The organism is Sodalis sp. RH19, from assembly GCF_047324215.1.
GTDB lineage: Bacteria > Pseudomonadota > Gammaproteobacteria > Enterobacterales > Enterobacteriaceae > Acerihabitans.
Window position 1 is genome coordinate 2,293,788 of the sequence record NZ_CP178734.1, and the last position, 14,800, is coordinate 2,308,587.

Annotated in this window: 15 protein-coding genes; 5 read left to right on the top strand and 10 right to left on the bottom strand. The window is 52.4% G+C overall.

The genetic code is table 11. The features are described from left to right. Positions 1 to 38 precede the first annotated feature (38 nt). The 8 genes from cheA to ACL2XF_RS10355 form a co-directional block, all read right to left on the bottom strand. Positions 39 to 2,105: a chemotaxis protein CheA gene (gene cheA, locus ACL2XF_RS10320; protein ID WP_413728802.1), complete on the bottom strand. Its 2,067-nt coding sequence runs from the start codon at positions 2,103 to 2,105 to the stop codon at positions 39 to 41. A 10-nt stretch (positions 2,106 to 2,115) separates the two neighbouring features. Then, complete coding sequence (gene motB, locus ACL2XF_RS10325) at positions 2,116 to 3,285, bottom strand: flagellar motor protein MotB (RefSeq protein WP_413728535.1); 1,170 nt, start codon at positions 3,283 to 3,285, stop codon at positions 2,116 to 2,118. Next, positions 3,282 to 4,172 carry a flagellar motor stator protein MotA gene (gene motA, locus ACL2XF_RS10330; protein WP_410015419.1) on the bottom strand — a complete coding sequence of 297 codons (891 nt, stop codon included), beginning with the start codon at positions 4,170 to 4,172 and terminating at the stop codon, positions 3,282 to 3,284. The genes motB and motA overlap by 4 nt, the downstream gene beginning before the upstream one ends. A gap of 125 nt (positions 4,173 to 4,297) precedes the next feature. Beyond that, a complete protein-coding gene (flhC, locus tag ACL2XF_RS10335) occupies positions 4,298 to 4,879 on the bottom strand; it encodes a flagellar transcriptional regulator FlhC (protein ID WP_410015420.1) in 582 nt (193 codons plus the stop codon). A 2-nt stretch (positions 4,880 to 4,881) separates the two neighbouring features. Next, complete coding sequence (gene flhD / locus ACL2XF_RS10340; RefSeq protein ID WP_410015421.1) at positions 4,882 to 5,232, bottom strand: flagellar transcriptional regulator FlhD; 351 nt, start codon at positions 5,230 to 5,232, stop codon at positions 4,882 to 4,884. A 1,121-nt stretch (positions 5,233 to 6,353) separates the two neighbouring features. Then, positions 6,354 to 7,736, bottom strand: a complete 1,383-nt coding sequence (otsA, locus tag ACL2XF_RS10345; RefSeq protein ID WP_410015422.1) for an alpha,alpha-trehalose-phosphate synthase — start codon at positions 7,734 to 7,736, stop codon at positions 6,354 to 6,356. Then, the gene (gene otsB / locus ACL2XF_RS10350; protein WP_410015423.1) at positions 7,733 to 8,521 is read right to left on the bottom strand and encodes a trehalose-phosphatase; all 789 of its coding nucleotides are present in this window, start codon (positions 8,519 to 8,521) and stop codon (positions 7,733 to 7,735) included. Before otsB ends, otsA begins: the two co-directional genes overlap by 4 nt. 269 nt (positions 8,522 to 8,790) lie before the next feature. Next, complete coding sequence (locus tag ACL2XF_RS10355) at positions 8,791 to 9,048, bottom strand: hypothetical protein (protein WP_413728536.1); 258 nt, start codon at positions 9,046 to 9,048, stop codon at positions 8,791 to 8,793. 455 nt (positions 9,049 to 9,503) lie between these two features. On the opposite strand from ACL2XF_RS10355, the gene rcsA reads away from it, so the two are divergent. Continuing rightward, the gene (gene rcsA, locus ACL2XF_RS10360; protein WP_410015425.1) at positions 9,504 to 10,139 is read left to right on the top strand and encodes a transcriptional regulator RcsA; all 636 of its coding nucleotides are present in this window, start codon (positions 9,504 to 9,506) and stop codon (positions 10,137 to 10,139) included. A gap of 85 nt (positions 10,140 to 10,224) precedes the next feature. Here rcsA and dsrB read toward each other — a convergent pair whose 3' ends face one another. Continuing rightward, positions 10,225 to 10,422, bottom strand: a complete 198-nt coding sequence (dsrB, locus tag ACL2XF_RS10365) for a protein DsrB (RefSeq protein ID WP_410015426.1) — start codon at positions 10,420 to 10,422, stop codon at positions 10,225 to 10,227. Between the two features lie 182 nt (positions 10,423 to 10,604). Here dsrB and ACL2XF_RS10370 point away from each other — a divergent pair, with 182 nt between their 5' ends. The 4 genes from ACL2XF_RS10370 to ACL2XF_RS10385 all read left to right on the top strand — a co-directional run bounded on the left by ACL2XF_RS10370 (position 10,605) and on the right by ACL2XF_RS10385 (position 13,987). Beyond that, on the top strand, positions 10,605 to 10,838 hold the full coding sequence (locus ACL2XF_RS10370) for a DUF2525 domain-containing protein (RefSeq protein ID WP_410015427.1): 234 nt from the start codon (positions 10,605 to 10,607) through the stop codon (positions 10,836 to 10,838). Between the two features lie 522 nt (positions 10,839 to 11,360). Continuing rightward, entirely contained in the window at positions 11,361 to 12,155 is a 795-nt protein-coding gene (locus ACL2XF_RS10375; protein ID WP_413728537.1) for a mannosyl-3-phosphoglycerate phosphatase-related protein, read from the top strand. A 50-nt stretch (positions 12,156 to 12,205) separates the two neighbouring features. Further along, positions 12,206 to 13,426 carry a glycosyl transferase gene (locus ACL2XF_RS10380; protein ID WP_410015429.1) on the top strand — a complete coding sequence of 407 codons (1,221 nt, stop codon included), beginning with the start codon at positions 12,206 to 12,208 and terminating at the stop codon, positions 13,424 to 13,426. 189 nt (positions 13,427 to 13,615) lie between these two features. After that, positions 13,616 to 13,987 carry a helix-turn-helix domain-containing protein gene (locus ACL2XF_RS10385; protein WP_410015430.1) on the top strand — a complete coding sequence of 124 codons (372 nt, stop codon included), beginning with the start codon at positions 13,616 to 13,618 and terminating at the stop codon, positions 13,985 to 13,987. 600 nt (positions 13,988 to 14,587) lie between these two features. Here ACL2XF_RS10385 and ACL2XF_RS10390 read toward each other — a convergent pair. Next, positions 14,588 to 14,719, bottom strand: a complete 132-nt coding sequence (locus tag ACL2XF_RS10390) for a hypothetical protein (protein ID WP_413728538.1) — start codon at positions 14,717 to 14,719, stop codon at positions 14,588 to 14,590. Positions 14,720 to 14,800 lie beyond the last annotated feature (81 nt).

Below are 14,800 nucleotides of genomic sequence, written 5' to 3' on the forward strand. Positions count from 1 at the left end.
GGTTTTCACCTTTTAATCAGTCGGCTAAATAAGATAAATTAAGCAGCACCGGCCAACCGTTTACTACGGTTCAGGGCCTGTAGTGCGGACACATCGATAATCAGCGCCACGCTGCCATCGCCAAGAATGGTGGCGGCGGAAATTCCCGGTACCTTGCGATAATTGCTTTCCAGGTTTTTCACCACCACCTGATGCTGGCCGATAAGCTGATCCACCAGCAGGGCATAACGTCGCCCCGCGCTTTGCAGGATCACCACGATGCCCTGGGTCGGATCGGTCTTGGCGCCGTTGATATCAAACAAATGGTGCATTTCCACCAGCGGCAGGTATTCGCCGCGCACCTGCAAGACCTGCTCGCCGCCGGCAAGCGGGTGCAAATCGTCCGCCTGCGGCTGCAACGACTCCATCACGGTATTCAGCGGCAGGATAAACACATCCTGGTTTACCCGTACCGACATACCGTCCAGGATCGCCAGCGTCAGGGGCAGCAGGATGCGGATGGTGGTGCCTTTGCCGGCCTGGGACAAAATATCCACATGGCCGCCCATCGCCTGAATGTTGCGTTTCACCACATCCATGCCCACCCCGCGTCCGGAAACATCGGTCACCTGTTCGGCGGTGGAAAATCCCGGCGCGAAAATCAACATGCCCACTTCTTCGTCGGTCATGCTGTCGCTCACCGGCAGTCCCTGGGACAACGCTTTGGCCAGAATTCTTTCGCGGTTAAGGCCGGCGCCATCGTCGATCACCTCGATACAAATGTTGCCCCCCTGATGCTCGGCGCGCAGCTGCAGGTTGCCGACGGCCGGCTTGCCGAGCGCCGTACGGATATCCGGCGACTCAATCCCGTGATCGAGACTATTGCGCACCAAATGGGTCAACGGATCGATAATACGTTCGATCAGGCTCTTATCCAGCTCGGTTGAACTGCCCTCAAGCGTCAGCTCCACCTGCTTATCCAGCTTGGCGGCGAGATCCCGCACCAGGCGCGGGAAACGGTTAAAGACATACTCCATCGGCATCATGCGGATCGACATCACCGATTCCTGCAGATCGCGGGCATTGCGTTCCAATTGCCCCATGCTGATCATTAAATCGCTATGTTCCACCGGATCCAGCGCGCCGGCGCGCTGGGCAATCATGGACTGCGTAATCACGAGTTCGCCGACCAGATTGATCAACTGGTCCACTTTCTCTACCGCCACCCGGATACTGGTATCAGCGGGTTTGACTCGTGCCGCGCCGGTATCGGCCTGTCTGGCCGGCGCGCCCGCGGCGTTGATGGGCGTGACATTGTCGGCGTGGCCGGCGTACGCGATTTCGCCGACCTGGGCCTGGCCGGCGGCGGCCGGCAACGGGTTAGCATCGGGCGCATCGGGGGCTTCGGGGACTTCGGCTACGGTCGCGGCGTCGGGCTCGGCGTCAAAATGAATCTGATCGGCATCCAGCACAAAACACAGCACTGCGCAGATGTCATCCTCGCTCACCGTGGTTTGCAGGCTGGCGCTCAGGCCGTCGGGCGTTTCCTCGTGAGCCAGCACCGTGCCGAGATTGCCCAGTTCCTCGAGCATCAGCGGAATTTCACTGGCTTTAAGGCCGCTAAGCCGTATGCGCAGCGCAGCATCCGCCGCGGCCGTTTGACCGGGACGCGGCGCCGCGTTCTGCTGGACATTGTCCGCCGCCTGTGCGACGGCGCCGTCGGCCGGCGCCACGGCGCCTTTAGCTTCCAAAGCCAGCTGGCGCAGCGCTTCGCAGATATAAGCAAAGCTTGCCGCATCAGGCTCCTGAGCCGTTTTGTAGGCATCTAATTGATCCTGCATGATATCTTTGGTTTCCAAAAACAGGTTAACAATCTCCGTGCTGAGGGACATCTCCCCCCGCCGCGCCTCGTCCAGAAGGTTCTCCAGCAAATGCGTGGTTTCCTGCAATACCGTAAAACCGAAGGTTCCCGCCCCGCCTTTAATCGAATGGGCGGCGCGGAAAATCGCATTCAGCTGTTCGCTATCCGGATTTTGCGGATCCAGTACCAGCAGGTGCTGTTCCATATCCGCCAGCAGTTCGGCGGCTTCATCAAAAAAAGTTTGGTAAAAAGCGCTTAATTCCATGCTCACGAAATCACCTCTGCTGTGAATCACGTTCGTTAAACGGCGAGGCAGCCGGAACGGAGGCCCCGGATGGCAAAGTAGCCGGGGCTGCGGCCGGTCCCCCGGATGATGAACTCGCCGGCGCCGCGTTGACGCCGGCATTGGTCTGCCGGGCGGTGGACGGCACAGGTTCCGCGGTTCCTGGCGGGATTACCGCCGGCTCCCCTGCCGCTGGCGGCGCCGCGGGTTTCACTGGCGTCGATTCCGGTGTTCCCGGCGCCGCCGGGTCCGGAACCGGCGGCGTATCGGTAGCGTCCTTAAATGACGGCTGCTGCGTTAATCCTTTCGAGTTATTGATTTCCATCCCCTGGCTTTGCACGTTTTCATGTGCAATGCTCAGTTCCGTTTGCTTATTCAGCACCAGCAGGCTGATGCGGCGGTTAATCGCCGCGTCGGGCTGCTGCGGCGCAAGGCTCATGGTGGCGGCCATGCCCACCACCCGCAGGATTTTGCCTTCCGACAGCCCGCCGGTGATAAGTTCCCGCCTGGACGCGTTGGCGCGTTCAGCCGATAATTCCCAGTTACTGTAGCCGCGTTCGCCATTGGCGTAGGGGGCAGCGTCGGTATGCCCCGATATGCTGATTTTATTGGGAATATCATTGAGGATCGGCGCGATACCGCGCAGCACATCCCGCATATAGGGTTCCACCCGCGCGCTGCCGGTTTCAAACATCGGCCGGTTCTGGCTATCGAGGATCTGGATACGCAGCCCCTCGTCCACCAGATTGATAAGCAACTGGGGACGCAGCACCCGCAGGCGCGGATCGGATTCAATAAGCTGGTCCAGACGTTCGCGCAGCTTGTTCAGCCGTTTCTTTTCCAGCTTGTCCAACAGATCGTTAATGTTCTTATGCACATCGCCCTGCTGACGCGTCGGATCCGCGCCGCCGCCGGGGATGGGACTGGTATCCGAACTGCTGCGATTGCCGCCGGTCAGCGCCACGCTCAGCGGGGTGCGGAAATACTCGGCGATGGAAACCCGCTCCTTTGGCGTGGCGATGGCCAGCAGCCACATCACCAGGAAGAACGCCATCATGGCGGTCATGAAGTCGGCATAGGCGATTTTCCAGGAGCCGCCGTGCTCGGCATGGCGTTTGGACCCACGCCGTTTGCGTACCACGATGATCGGCTGGTTTTTCATGCATCCTCTTCCACCGGCTGCTGTTTAATCGGTTCCCTGGCCAACCTGACATGCGCCTCCAGTTCGCTGAACGACGGGCGCTCGGCGGAGAACAGCGTTTTTCGCCCAAACTCCACGGCGATTTGCGGCGCATAGCCATGGATACTGGAGAGCAGAGTAATTTTGATGCATTGCATCATTTTGGTGCTTTCATCTTTCTTTTGCCGCAGCAGCGACGCCAACGGCGAGACAAAACCATAAGCCAGCAGTATGCCTAAAAAGGTACCTACCATGGCCTCAGCTATCATCGCACCCAGCTCAACGGCCGAGCGGTCCGCTGCGGAAAGGGCGTGCACCACCCCCATAACCGCGGCGACAATACCGAAGGCCGGCAGCGAATCGCCTACCTGCCCCAGACTGCTGGCCGGTATATCGCATTCATGCTCATAAGTTTCGATTTCCTCATCCATCAGCGTTTCAATTTCAAACGCGTTCATATTGCCGCCGATCATCAGGCGTAAATAATCCGTAATAAAGTCCATCAGATGTTTGTCGGCAAGAATACGCGGATAGAGTTTAAAGATGTCGCTCTCATTGGGGGAATCGATATCAAATTCCAGTACCAGCATTCCGTGCTGGCGCGCCTTGGCCATTAAGCGGAATAATAACGCCATGAGGTCCATATAGAGGGATTTGTTATATTTAGAGCCACGAAATAACTGCGGGAAGGCCTTTATTGTCAATCTGATCGCTTTGCCGTTATTGCCGACAATAAAGGCGCCAAGGCCAGCGCCGCCAATCATAAGAAACTCGGCAGGTTGATACAGCGCGCCAAGATGGCCGCCGACTAAGGCATAACCGCCAAATACGGCGCCCATTACCACAAGGTATCCCACTATCACTAACACATCCGTTCTCCCGGTAAAAAGATGTCGGCCTGCACGCAGCACATCCGGGAAACCGAACGACGACAGTCTTGGCAAGCTTATGCCAGGATATCGTCGTGGATGTCGTCATCCGTTAGGATTGCCCATCACACCGCATGCTGCGCCTGCTCATCCAGCAGCTTGGTATTGATATCGGCCGCTACCGGCAAAAGTTTACGTCTTTTTACCGCCCGGGACGGCGGCTGGCACAAACTGCAGACAAACCCGTAAATGGGCTGATGAGCGTAAGTGATAAAGTGGCCATGGCAGTGGCTGCACGGGGTTAGCTGCAGCATGCCGCTTTCGACAAACCGCACCAGGGTCCAGGCGCGGGTCAGCGCCAGTATCGGCTGTTCACCGTCCTGCTGGGGACACTGCTCAAGGTATAACCGGTAGGCCCTGATCACCGCTTCAACACCGGTGCATTGCCCATTTTGCAGCAACACCTGGAAAATATTGTAAAACATCGACGAATGAATGTTCTGTTCCCAGGTCATGAACCAATCGGTTGAGAACGGCAGCATACCCTTGGGCGGAGGACTGCCGCGCAACTCCTTGTACAATTTGATCAGTCGACCGCGACTAAGTTGCGTTTCGCTTTCCAACATTTGCAACCGGGCGCCCAACGTAATCAGCTCCATAGCCAGCTGAATATCCTTCGCTTCCTGGACAATACTTTTGCCGGCCATCGCTATGCCCTTTTCTTAGGCAGATGGTTGTCTTTTGCCGCCAGCCGTTCCTGTAGTTGACTGGATAGCAATATGCCGGTGTGGATTTGCTGTAATTCGTCCACGCGGGAATCCTGCGTTAATTGCGTAATGGTTTGGTGATCGTCAAAACGAAACAGGCACAATAGCTGATTCGTCTCGGCCAGTTTAACCATTTGCGGCAAGGTCAGTTTCAGTAAAACATCGGCCATGGTATCGTTAATCCCCAGCCGAAACATTGCCGACGCTTTTTCCTGGTTGATCAAACGCTGCGCCAATAATAAATATGATAAATTTATATCGTAAACATGTTTACGTATTTCACTCGTATTCATTTTCCCATCCCTCTAGACTATGTTTAAAAACATAACTTGGGTGATAAAATATCGCCCGGTATCCGGGGATTTTTCCCCTGGGTGGCTAATGAAATCAACGATACCGTACATACTTAAATTGTCCGGTAATCGAAGCGGCTAATTATAAAAGCCGTACCGTTAAATATTCTTGGTGTAAAATATGCCCAAAATTAACATGAATCATTAAGGTTTCTTCCGTGAAACATTTTTACAATTTAGTGAGATTATTCCTAATTGCGCCGCAACTCTAACGCCGATTCTGTCGTTCATACAATCTACCCCTGGGCAAATTTTAGATAAAGTGTGATCTAGATCACAGAAATTTAGCTTACTTGATCAGAATTGCTACTGGTCTGATGTGATTGCTGATCAAAAAATGAACACAAAAAAAGATTGCAACAAATTTTTAGCAAAAATCCCCGCACAATCAGCGGATTCATCTGATCATATTGATTTTGACAGAATATCATTCGAAAAAACAAATTCGCACCCTAAAATATCTTTTAAAATTAAATTCATCAGTATTAATGCTGTTTTCCAGGATAAACGTCATGGATACATCAATAACATTATTGAAACATACCAACGGCTTTTGCCCGTCAGGGTCAGATTCTTTTGTATTAAAAATGAACGATTTTACAGTGGAATGTTAACAATGGAAGGAATGAGATTGGGGAAGGAAATGATACGTAAACATTTATGTGGCTGTTAAAAGGATGAGGGCGTGCCCACAACCCAAAATAGCCATGTATGATTATCATCGGCATACTTATTCAAAACTTGAGATAAAACTGATCAAAATATTCGCAAAATATGCAGTAACTCTTTATTTTAGATCGTTTTTTATACCAGGGGATTTGCAACGCCGCGACGGGTATTTATGTCCACGTCCGTTAGGGAAAATAAGGGTGATAACGCATAACGTTATCATACAGCTACAAAAATGCCGCCGTAATTCCGGTCCGGGTTTACGGCGGCGATACGTTGAGCAGGGCTATGTCACGGACCCCGGGGCAAGCGTCCCGCTGGCCGGGACCTATGCCGTTCCCTCCGCCCCCGGCCAGCGTAAGGGCGCGGCGGCGGGTACGGGACGATAGGCTTTAGTGCGCCGCCGTGGTGGCCGGAACGGCTTTTAAGTCGTTCAGGAACGATTGACGCCAGTGTACGATGTCATTTTTATTAATCACCTTCATCATTTCCGCATGGCGAGAAATGCGCTCTTCCAGCGGCATACAGAGCGCTTTATCCAGGGCGGCGGCGACACCGTCGCGGTCATAAGGATTCACCAGCAACGCCGAGGTAAGCTCGTTGGCGGCCCCGGCAAAACGGGAAAGAATCAGTACGCCCGGATTGGCGGGATCCTGTGAGGCGACATACTCTTTCGCCACCAGGTTCATACCGTCGCGCAGCGGGGTGACCAGGCCGACTTCGCAATGACGGAAAATCTTCATCAGCAGGCTGCGTTCATAATGCTGGTTAAGATAGAATAACGGGGTCCATTCCAGCGTTGAGAAATGGCCGTTAATCCTGCCGGCTTCCGTCTCCAGTTCGTGACGAATATCCTGGTAGGCCTGGACGTCGCCGCGCGAAGTGGGCGCTATCTGGAAAAAACGTATATTGCCGCGGTGCTGTGGATAGTTCTCAAGCAGGGTCTCGAAGGCCTGGAATCGCTCCGGCAAACCTTTGGAATAATCCAGGCGATCCACGCTGATAATCAGCTTGCCGTTCATTTTATCCCGCAGATGCGCAAGCTTAGGCGGCAGCGCCCCTTCCGCCAGTTCACGGATACTGTCCGGTTCCACGCCTATGGGATACACGCGCACCGTGACCGATTTGCCATAGGCGGCAAAGCGGTCTTCATCCAGTTGCTCCACGTCGGTCACCAGCGACAGGTTTTCAATAAAGGCCAAACGGTCGGTTTCCGCCTGGAAACCGATGAGATCATATTCGCACAGCATTTCCAACAATTCTTTTCGCGGCGGCAAGGCATTGAATATTTCCGAGGTCGGGAACGGGATATGCAGGAAAAAACCAATGCGATTGGTCATGCCCAGCTTGCGGCAGGCGGCGGCGAAGGGTAACAGATGATAATCATGGATCCACAGGATATCGTCGTCTTCCACGAGAGGCTGCAAACGTCCCGCCAGCTTCTCGTTAACATGGCAATAACCGTCATAATCCTCACGCTGGTATTGCACCAGGTCCAGGCGGTAATGAAACGCCGGCCAGATAACGGTATTGGAAAAATTGAGATAATATTGGTCATATTCGCTTTGGTTCAATGTGAACGCAGCAAACGTAATGTTGTCCTGCTGGTGTTTCTCCAAAGGAAGCTCTTCTTCGCTGATTTTGCCGTTCCAGCCGAACCACAAGCCGCCCGCGTCCTTCAGCGAATCCATAATGCCGACGGCCAGGCCGCCCGCGCTTTCTTTTTTACCTTCCATAGCCGCAATACGGTTCGATACTACTATTAAGCGACTCATAAATCCTCCCCAACCGAGCTTTTGGTTTTAATAGAATAATTATCTTGTTGTTTAAGCAATGACAATAGCCAAAGATGAACGTGCCCCACATCGTCCAAATGATAACGCGCCGCGGTAGCGCCCGGTCCGACCTTTATTGAGATGCCGTTCAGGGCGTTGACCTGGATAAATCCGGCTTCGTCCGTCAAGTCGTCGCCGATAAACAGCGGCGTTCTTCCGGCAAAAGGGCTTTCCTGCATAAACGCCTGGATGGCGGCGCCTTTGTCGACGCCCTTCGGCTTGAGCTCCACGACGCATTTGCCCGGCTGCAGGGCCAGTTCCGCATAACGGCGGGCAAAGGTTTCAGCCACCGCCATGATCGCGTCTTGATATTGCGGCGCCTGGCGATAATGCAAGGCATAGGCCATGCCTTTTGCTTCAACATGGCAGCCGGGAAATGCGGCGATGGCCTGCGTCAGTTCCCGTTCAAGCTTCATCGCCAGCTCCGGCGATAAGTCGGTGCGGTGGATTTCTCCGCGCGCGTCCCGGCGTTCAGCGCCGTGCACGCCGGCCGCAGGGCCATGGAGAGGCGCGCTGAGGGCGTCGAGTTCCGTTAAGGAGCGGCCCGATACCAGCGCCACGGCGCCCCCGCCGACGCTGGAGATGGCATATAAAGTCTGTTTGATATTATCGGGGATGGACACTAATTCGGGCCGTTTTTCAATGGGAGCCAGGGTGCCGTCCACATCAAAAAAACAGGCGAAGGTGTCCAAGGGTATCGGGGGTAGCGAATCACTGTCTGTCATACCTGTTATCCTCCTGTTACCGCGAGCGAGCAGCATTCCGGGCGCATCGCTGGATAAGTGGTTGCGCTACAGCGCATTAGCGCAGCCCGGATGACAAGTGGTAAGCGGTAACAAAGGAGTGAGAAGCATTGAGGTGAATTTTAAAATCGTCGTTCTCCTTGAAACTGCGCTGGCGTTATCGCGGAACATAAGGCGCAAAGAAAACGCTTTTGCATGGCCGGTAAGGCATGCTTTCTGTCCCACCTGTCCTTCGGGCGGCAGTGAACACTTTAGTTAGTATAGACAATAATTTTTGATCTGTCATAAATGGCGGCAAACGCCCCGCCCGGCCAAGCAATGGCAGGCAATACTTCAACGTTATAGATAGGTTCCATTTCCTGATAGCGTCTCTGCTGGCCTAAATGCGGTAAAAGCGGCGCGGAAAAGTCAAAAATTGTATATAAAGTTAAATACGCCTTGACGTATAAGGCTAAAAAAAAGGCATTTTGCTCAAAAATCAGACAAATATAAACGATAATCAGTTTCATTTATACGCACACATCACTTAAGCCATTAATTATTAATAGAAAAAATCTGAAATAGCCATAGATCGGCGTCATATTGTCAACCGCCATGAACATAAAAAATCATACAAAAAAGTCCATGAATTTTTCTTATGTTTATTTTGATTAATTTGTAATATCATTTTCCGAACAAACCGCTTGCCTTTAAACGGAAGCGCCTGCCGCTTGGCAAAACGTGCGCAGTTCCTTCGCGTGGCGGCCAGCAAAAGCGTTACCTGCCTTGAACGGTGCATCGTTAGACTTAAGTCAAATTTATCGATTCACTTTTGGGAGAGGGGTCTCAAAAAAATATCGTTGAACTTAATTGTGAATTGTTGTTAAAACATTAGGTAACTGTGAAGCTTTATGAAATCTACAGGCCAATAAGAAGCATTTTATCGTTGCTAAAAACAGATAATCAAATTAAATGAGGGTGCGCTATGCCAACGATCATCATGGATTCATGCAGCTATACCCGCCTTGGTCTTACCGGATTTTTGACGGATACCGGTGTAAAAAAGCGCAATATCAATATCGTAGCTGATATCGGCCAGTTGCAGACAAAATGCACGCGCGTGAAGCCTGATGTGGTTTTTGTGAATGAAGAGTGTTTTATCCATGAACCGGATGCGACGGATAGAATCAAAAAGATCATTACCCAGCATCCCGATACGCTGTTTTTCATTTTTATGGCAATGACCAACATCCATTTTGAAGATTATCTGTTTGTGCGTAAAAACCTGATTATCACCTCAAAATCGATTAAGCCCGAGACGCTCAATTCGCTGCTTACGGGCTGCAATAAACATAAATGCCTGGATGACGGCGCCCACAAGTCGCCGGTGGATTTGAACCCGGTGCGGTTAAGCCAGACCGAATCCAATATGCTGCGCATGTGGATGTCCGGTCACGACACCATCCAGATATCGGACCGCATGCAGATCAAGGCCAAGACGGTCTCTTCGCATAAAGGCAATATCAAGCGGAAAATCAAGACTCATAACAAGCAGGTGATTTATCACGTCGTGCGGCTGACAGACACCGTGACCAACGGCATCTACGTTAACGTACGCTGACCACAGGCCCCGTCGCTTTAATGCCTGGGCGCGCGGGGGCTTTTCGGTATCAGGGCGCCGCCTGATACCGTTTTTTTACGTCGTACTAGCGCTCCTCCAGCAAGGGTTCAACAAAAATGCCGTCAGGATGGCTGGTCTCGTTAAAAAACCAAATGGCCGTAGGATAATCATCCAACGCCACCAGATACATCACCCCTTCGCTGAATTCTTCTATGGCCTGGATTTTGCCTTTACGCCGTGGCCCGCCATCGGTTTTCACCGTCACCCGATCGTGTAATTTCATGACTTACCTCTAAATATGCCCGATAGCTAGTTTAGTATAAAACACCCCGTCCAGTCAGCCCGTACCCGATCGGCCGGGACATTTATTCCACCCCGGCCAACGTACGCAAGGCGATCCAAACCCGCGGCAAAAGCTATACTTAACAGGCACGTTTTTGCTGGTCTTCACAGAGGGGAAACATCATGGCCTTTGCCAAAGAATTCAATGAACAGCTGCAGCGAGAAATAAGTATAGACGTGGATGCGTTGCTACAGGCGGTCAGGGAGGCGGCGCAAGGGGAAATACATGAACACCAGAGCAATGAACACGCCCATATGGTCACGGCCGACGGGCGCGAATTTAACACCTACGGCGCCCTGGCGGAAGCCTATGACCTGGATATACGCGATTATACCGTGGCGGAAGTCAATCGGTGACCATGGCGGCCTGGCGGCAGCGTTAAACACAGAAAAAGACCCCGGCCGATCAGGCCGGGCGAAAAAAAGCATATTCCTTTGCGGGGTGCATAAGGAATTTTAAAGTTCGTTACACTAGGAAATCAAATTACCCGCCCATAGTAGCGGCATCACTTAATTTGGCAAGTAACATAATGGTTGCTACTCTATCGCATTACGCACCACAACCGCGCCAAAAAGGGTCGTCACGATGAAAAACACCTGGCCTCCCCGATAATAATTGTTTACTTTCATATGATTATTAAAAATAATTAGATTTTGCGCCCAATTTTTCCACGCTGGCCCAGCCGGTATTACGCGCTATTTTTTAGGATTATTCTTAATGATACTTTAGGAAAAATGCTGCTTTACAGCACATCGGCACGATTAGCTTGACCCGAATCCGGCGAACATTTGCCGCTTCCGCGGCAATCCTTCGTATATACTCAGTTTTATAAGATGACGTCAGCCCATTGTCACAACTGTCAAAAAGGCGGGAAAAACATGCCAAGTCTCACCGACCCGTTAGTGGTCATAACCGATTTGGACGGGTCGCTGCTCGACCATCATACCTACAGTTGGCAACCTGCCGTGCCCTGGCTTGATAGGCTTAAGGCCCATCATATCCCCGTGGTGTTTTGCTCAAGCAAGACCACCGCCGAGATTGTGCCGCTGCAAGAGAGCATGGGGCTGTCGGGAACGCCATTTATTGCCGAAAACGGCGCGTTGTTACAGCTTGACGGCGAACTGTCCGGCAGGATCATGGGACAGGACTATGCCGCGGTACGCGCGGCGATGGAACGGCTGCGGCAGGAATACGGTTTCAAATTCTTCGGCTTCGGCGACGTTGATGAGAAGCTGGTCGGCGAATGGACCGGGTTATCCGCCCAGGACGCGCTGCTGGCGCAGCGTCGGCAGGCCTCGGAGGCCTTTATCTGGCGTGAAAGCGACGAGCGGCTGCGCGACTTTACCGACCTCCTGGCCAAGGAGGGCCTGGCGGTGACCCAAGGAGGACGGTTTTATCACGTGATGTCGCAAGGCAGCAGCAAAGGCGCCGCGGTGCGCCGGCTTTTGCAGCACTATCGTCAGCAGGACGGCCGCCCGTGGCAATCCATAGGCCTGGGCGACGGGCCAAACGATATTTCGCTGCTGGACGCGGTGGACTATGCGGTCATCATTCGGGGTTATACGAAAACGCCGGTCACCGTCAGCCCGCAGCAGCGGTATGTTTATCGCACCAACGCCTATGGACCGGAAGGCTGGTGCGAAGGGATGGATTATTTTATTACCTCGGCTTAATCAGAGTCGGATAACAATTTTAAGAAAAAAAAAGCTTGGGGAGAAAACGCATGAGTGATTTTCATCAAAATGGAATTATCGCCAATTTTCACAACCTCTCCGATCGCAAGGTCGAGGAGTTAGAAACAGAGCTGCTGGGGTTTGCCAAAAAGCGCAAAATGGGTCTGATCCTGCCGTCGCTGTTTTCTGAGCTTGAAGGACCGGCGCTGGCCCATATCGTTGATGAATTGGCCAAAGTGCCCTATCTGGAGGAAATCGTTATCGGGTTGGATCGCGCCGACCGCGATCAATTCCTTTTTGCCCGGGATTTTTTTTCCCGGCTGCCTCAGCATCACCGCATTCTTTGGAATGACGGACCGCGGTTAAAGGCTATTGACGCCGAGCTGGAAAAAGAAGGACTTTCTCCCACCGAACCGGGAAAAGGACGCAACGTCTGGTTCTGCACCGGCTATACGCTGGCGTCGGATCGTACGCTGGCGGTGGCGCTGCACGATTGCGATATCGTCACCTACGATCGCGGCATGCTGGCCCGGCTGCTGTATCCCGTGGTCCATCCCAAATTCAGTTATGAATTCTGTAAAGGCTTCTATGCCCGGGTGGCCAACGGCAAGATGAACGGACGCGTCGTGCGCTTACTGGTGGGGCCGCTGCTGCGTTCGCTGGAAAACGTCTACGGCCAATCCCCGTACCTGGATTATCTCAACAGCTTCCGCTATCCCCTGTCCGGCGAATTCGCCATGCGCACCCGCGTCATGCATGATATGAAAATCCCGGGGGATTGGGGGCTGGAGATTGGGTTATTGTCCGAGATTTACCGCAACTACTCGCCAAATCATATTTGCCAGGTGGAAATCGCCGATAATTATGACCACAAGCACCAGCCCCTGGCGGAAGAGGATGGCTCCGGCGGCCTTAAGCGCATGAGCAACGATATTATCCAGTCCCTGTACCGTAAGCTGGCCACGATGGGCGTCAATTTAACCAGCGACTCCTTCCGGGTGCTCAAGGCTACCTATTACCGCAATGCGCTGGACATCCTGGAGTTTTATCATCATGACGCCATCATGAACGGACTGAAATTCGACCAGCACAGCGAGGAGGCGGCGGTGGAATTGTTTATGCAATGCATCCTTGACGCCGGACAAGCCTTTATCGAACGCCCGAACGATAAACCCTTTATCCCGAGCTGGAGCCGGGTGCAATCCGCTTTCCCCGATATTATGCAGCGCATCTATGATGCGGTGGAGGAAGATAATAACGGCGACGTATAGTCGCGGCTGGCGGCAAACAGCGGGGCCGCTGGCATGCTGCCCCCGGTTTGGCCGCCACCGGCTTTCGTTATGCCGCAGGGTGATGAGTCATGCGCGGTGATACCCTGCTCATCATGTGGCTGGCTGTGCCATAAACCCGTTATTGTCTTTGTGCTAAACCGGTCATCGTCCGGGCGGAAAAGAATGATTATGCGCGAACTGAAACCGAATGAACCTCTGGTCGCCGCCCTTGCGCAGTGGATCGAGGATCATCTGGACCGGGATATCGCCTTGCCTGAGCTCGCCGCCCGGTCAGGGTATTCGGTATGGCATATGCAGGGCGTGTTCCGCGCGACCACCGGCATTGCCGTCGGTCGTTATATCCGCGAGCGCAAATTGACGGAAGCCGTCTATCGCCTGCGCAATAGCGACAACAGAATCATGGACATCGCCCTCGATTATGGCTTTAACTCCCAATCACAGTTCACGACGTTGTTCAAAAAATATTTTGGCATCACGCCGCAGGCGTGCCGTAACGATTGCTCGCTAATATTGCCATTAACGCCGCCGCTGCGTTATTAAGCAGGAAGGTCAAGGATCGCCCGGACGAGGGCCTGTCTATTTCTGGATAAAAGTGTTATTACAAATGAATTAATTTAATTCACGCCACACGCGGGTCACGGCATTAGCGAGACTGCATGATGCTAATTAAATCAATGTCTTTGCTCTTTTAAATATTCACTTCATTACGTGATATTCAAATAAGCATATCGTTATTCAATTTTAATTTCCGCTTACACGCTAAAACATGACTGAAATAAATAGTAATTCCCCAAGTTTAGCGTACTATGTATAAGTAAGATTAATTTCCCTGGTGTAACTTAAGAAGTAATGTTGCCCGCTTTTTTCGGCGGGCTTTTTTACCACGCCCCATAACACATTGATATACCATTCCTTTTTTCTGCCTCTCTTCTTGGAAGTCGCTAAGATTTTATTTTTTGAAATTATCATTTGTCTCTACACGCGACTTTAAATATCAGCAACACTAATCACACATCACCACGACACTGCCCGGCGTAGGCAAAATGCCCGTCGTTATCCAATTTATTATGCCGCGGGCGATCTTTCCAGCATACCGGGGAAGGCGCCTGGCATAATGTCAGGCGCTGTGGACAAAAATGCTTAAATTTTACAGCCTTCACAATCGTCCTCTGCCGAAAGGGCTTCCGGCACTTCCTTGGCTTTTTGTTCGGCATGTTCCTGCGCCTTGGCCAATTCGGCATCAATATCAAATTCAAAAATATCATCGTTCATGGTTCAAATATCCCGTTAGTGAGCACCGAGGACAGTATAACCAATTGCGTATAAAAACGTTAACCCTGCGAGCCCTGGATA

Excerpts from the sequence above, each read along its gene's own strand:
- dsrB (WP_410015426.1), bottom strand. The coding sequence starts at position 10,422 with ATGAAATTACACGATCGGGTGACGGTGAAAACCGATGGCGGGCCACGG.
- ACL2XF_RS10355 (WP_413728536.1), bottom strand. The coding sequence starts at position 9,048 with ATGAAACTGATTATCGTTTATATTTGTCTGATTTTTGAGCAAAATGCC.
- ACL2XF_RS10385 (WP_410015430.1), top strand. The coding sequence starts at position 13,616 with ATGCGCGAACTGAAACCGAATGAACCTCTGGTCGCCGCCCTTGCGCAG.
- cheA (WP_413728802.1), bottom strand. The coding sequence starts at position 2,105 with ATGGAATTAAGCGCTTTTTACCAAACTTTTTTTGATGAAGCCGCCGAA.
- rcsA (WP_410015425.1), top strand. The coding sequence starts at position 9,504 with ATGCCAACGATCATCATGGATTCATGCAGCTATACCCGCCTTGGTCTT.
- ACL2XF_RS10370 (WP_410015427.1), top strand. The coding sequence starts at position 10,605 with ATGGCCTTTGCCAAAGAATTCAATGAACAGCTGCAGCGAGAAATAAGT.
- otsA (WP_410015422.1), bottom strand. The coding sequence starts at position 7,736 with ATGAGTCGCTTAATAGTAGTATCGAACCGTATTGCGGCTATGGAAGGT.
- motB (WP_413728535.1), bottom strand. The coding sequence starts at position 3,285 with ATGAAAAACCAGCCGATCATCGTGGTACGCAAACGGCGTGGGTCCAAA.
- flhC (WP_410015420.1), bottom strand. The coding sequence starts at position 4,879 with ATGGCCGGCAAAAGTATTGTCCAGGAAGCGAAGGATATTCAGCTGGCT.
- ACL2XF_RS10390 (WP_413728538.1), bottom strand. The coding sequence starts at position 14,719 with ATGAACGATGATATTTTTGAATTTGATATTGATGCCGAATTGGCCAAG.
- flhD (WP_410015421.1), bottom strand. The coding sequence starts at position 5,232 with ATGAATACGAGTGAAATACGTAAACATGTTTACGATATAAATTTATCA.
- otsB (WP_410015423.1), bottom strand. The coding sequence starts at position 8,521 with ATGACAGACAGTGATTCGCTACCCCCGATACCCTTGGACACCTTCGCC.
- ACL2XF_RS10380 (WP_410015429.1), top strand. The coding sequence starts at position 12,206 with ATGAGTGATTTTCATCAAAATGGAATTATCGCCAATTTTCACAACCTC.
- ACL2XF_RS10375 (WP_413728537.1), top strand. The coding sequence starts at position 11,361 with ATGCCAAGTCTCACCGACCCGTTAGTGGTCATAACCGATTTGGACGGG.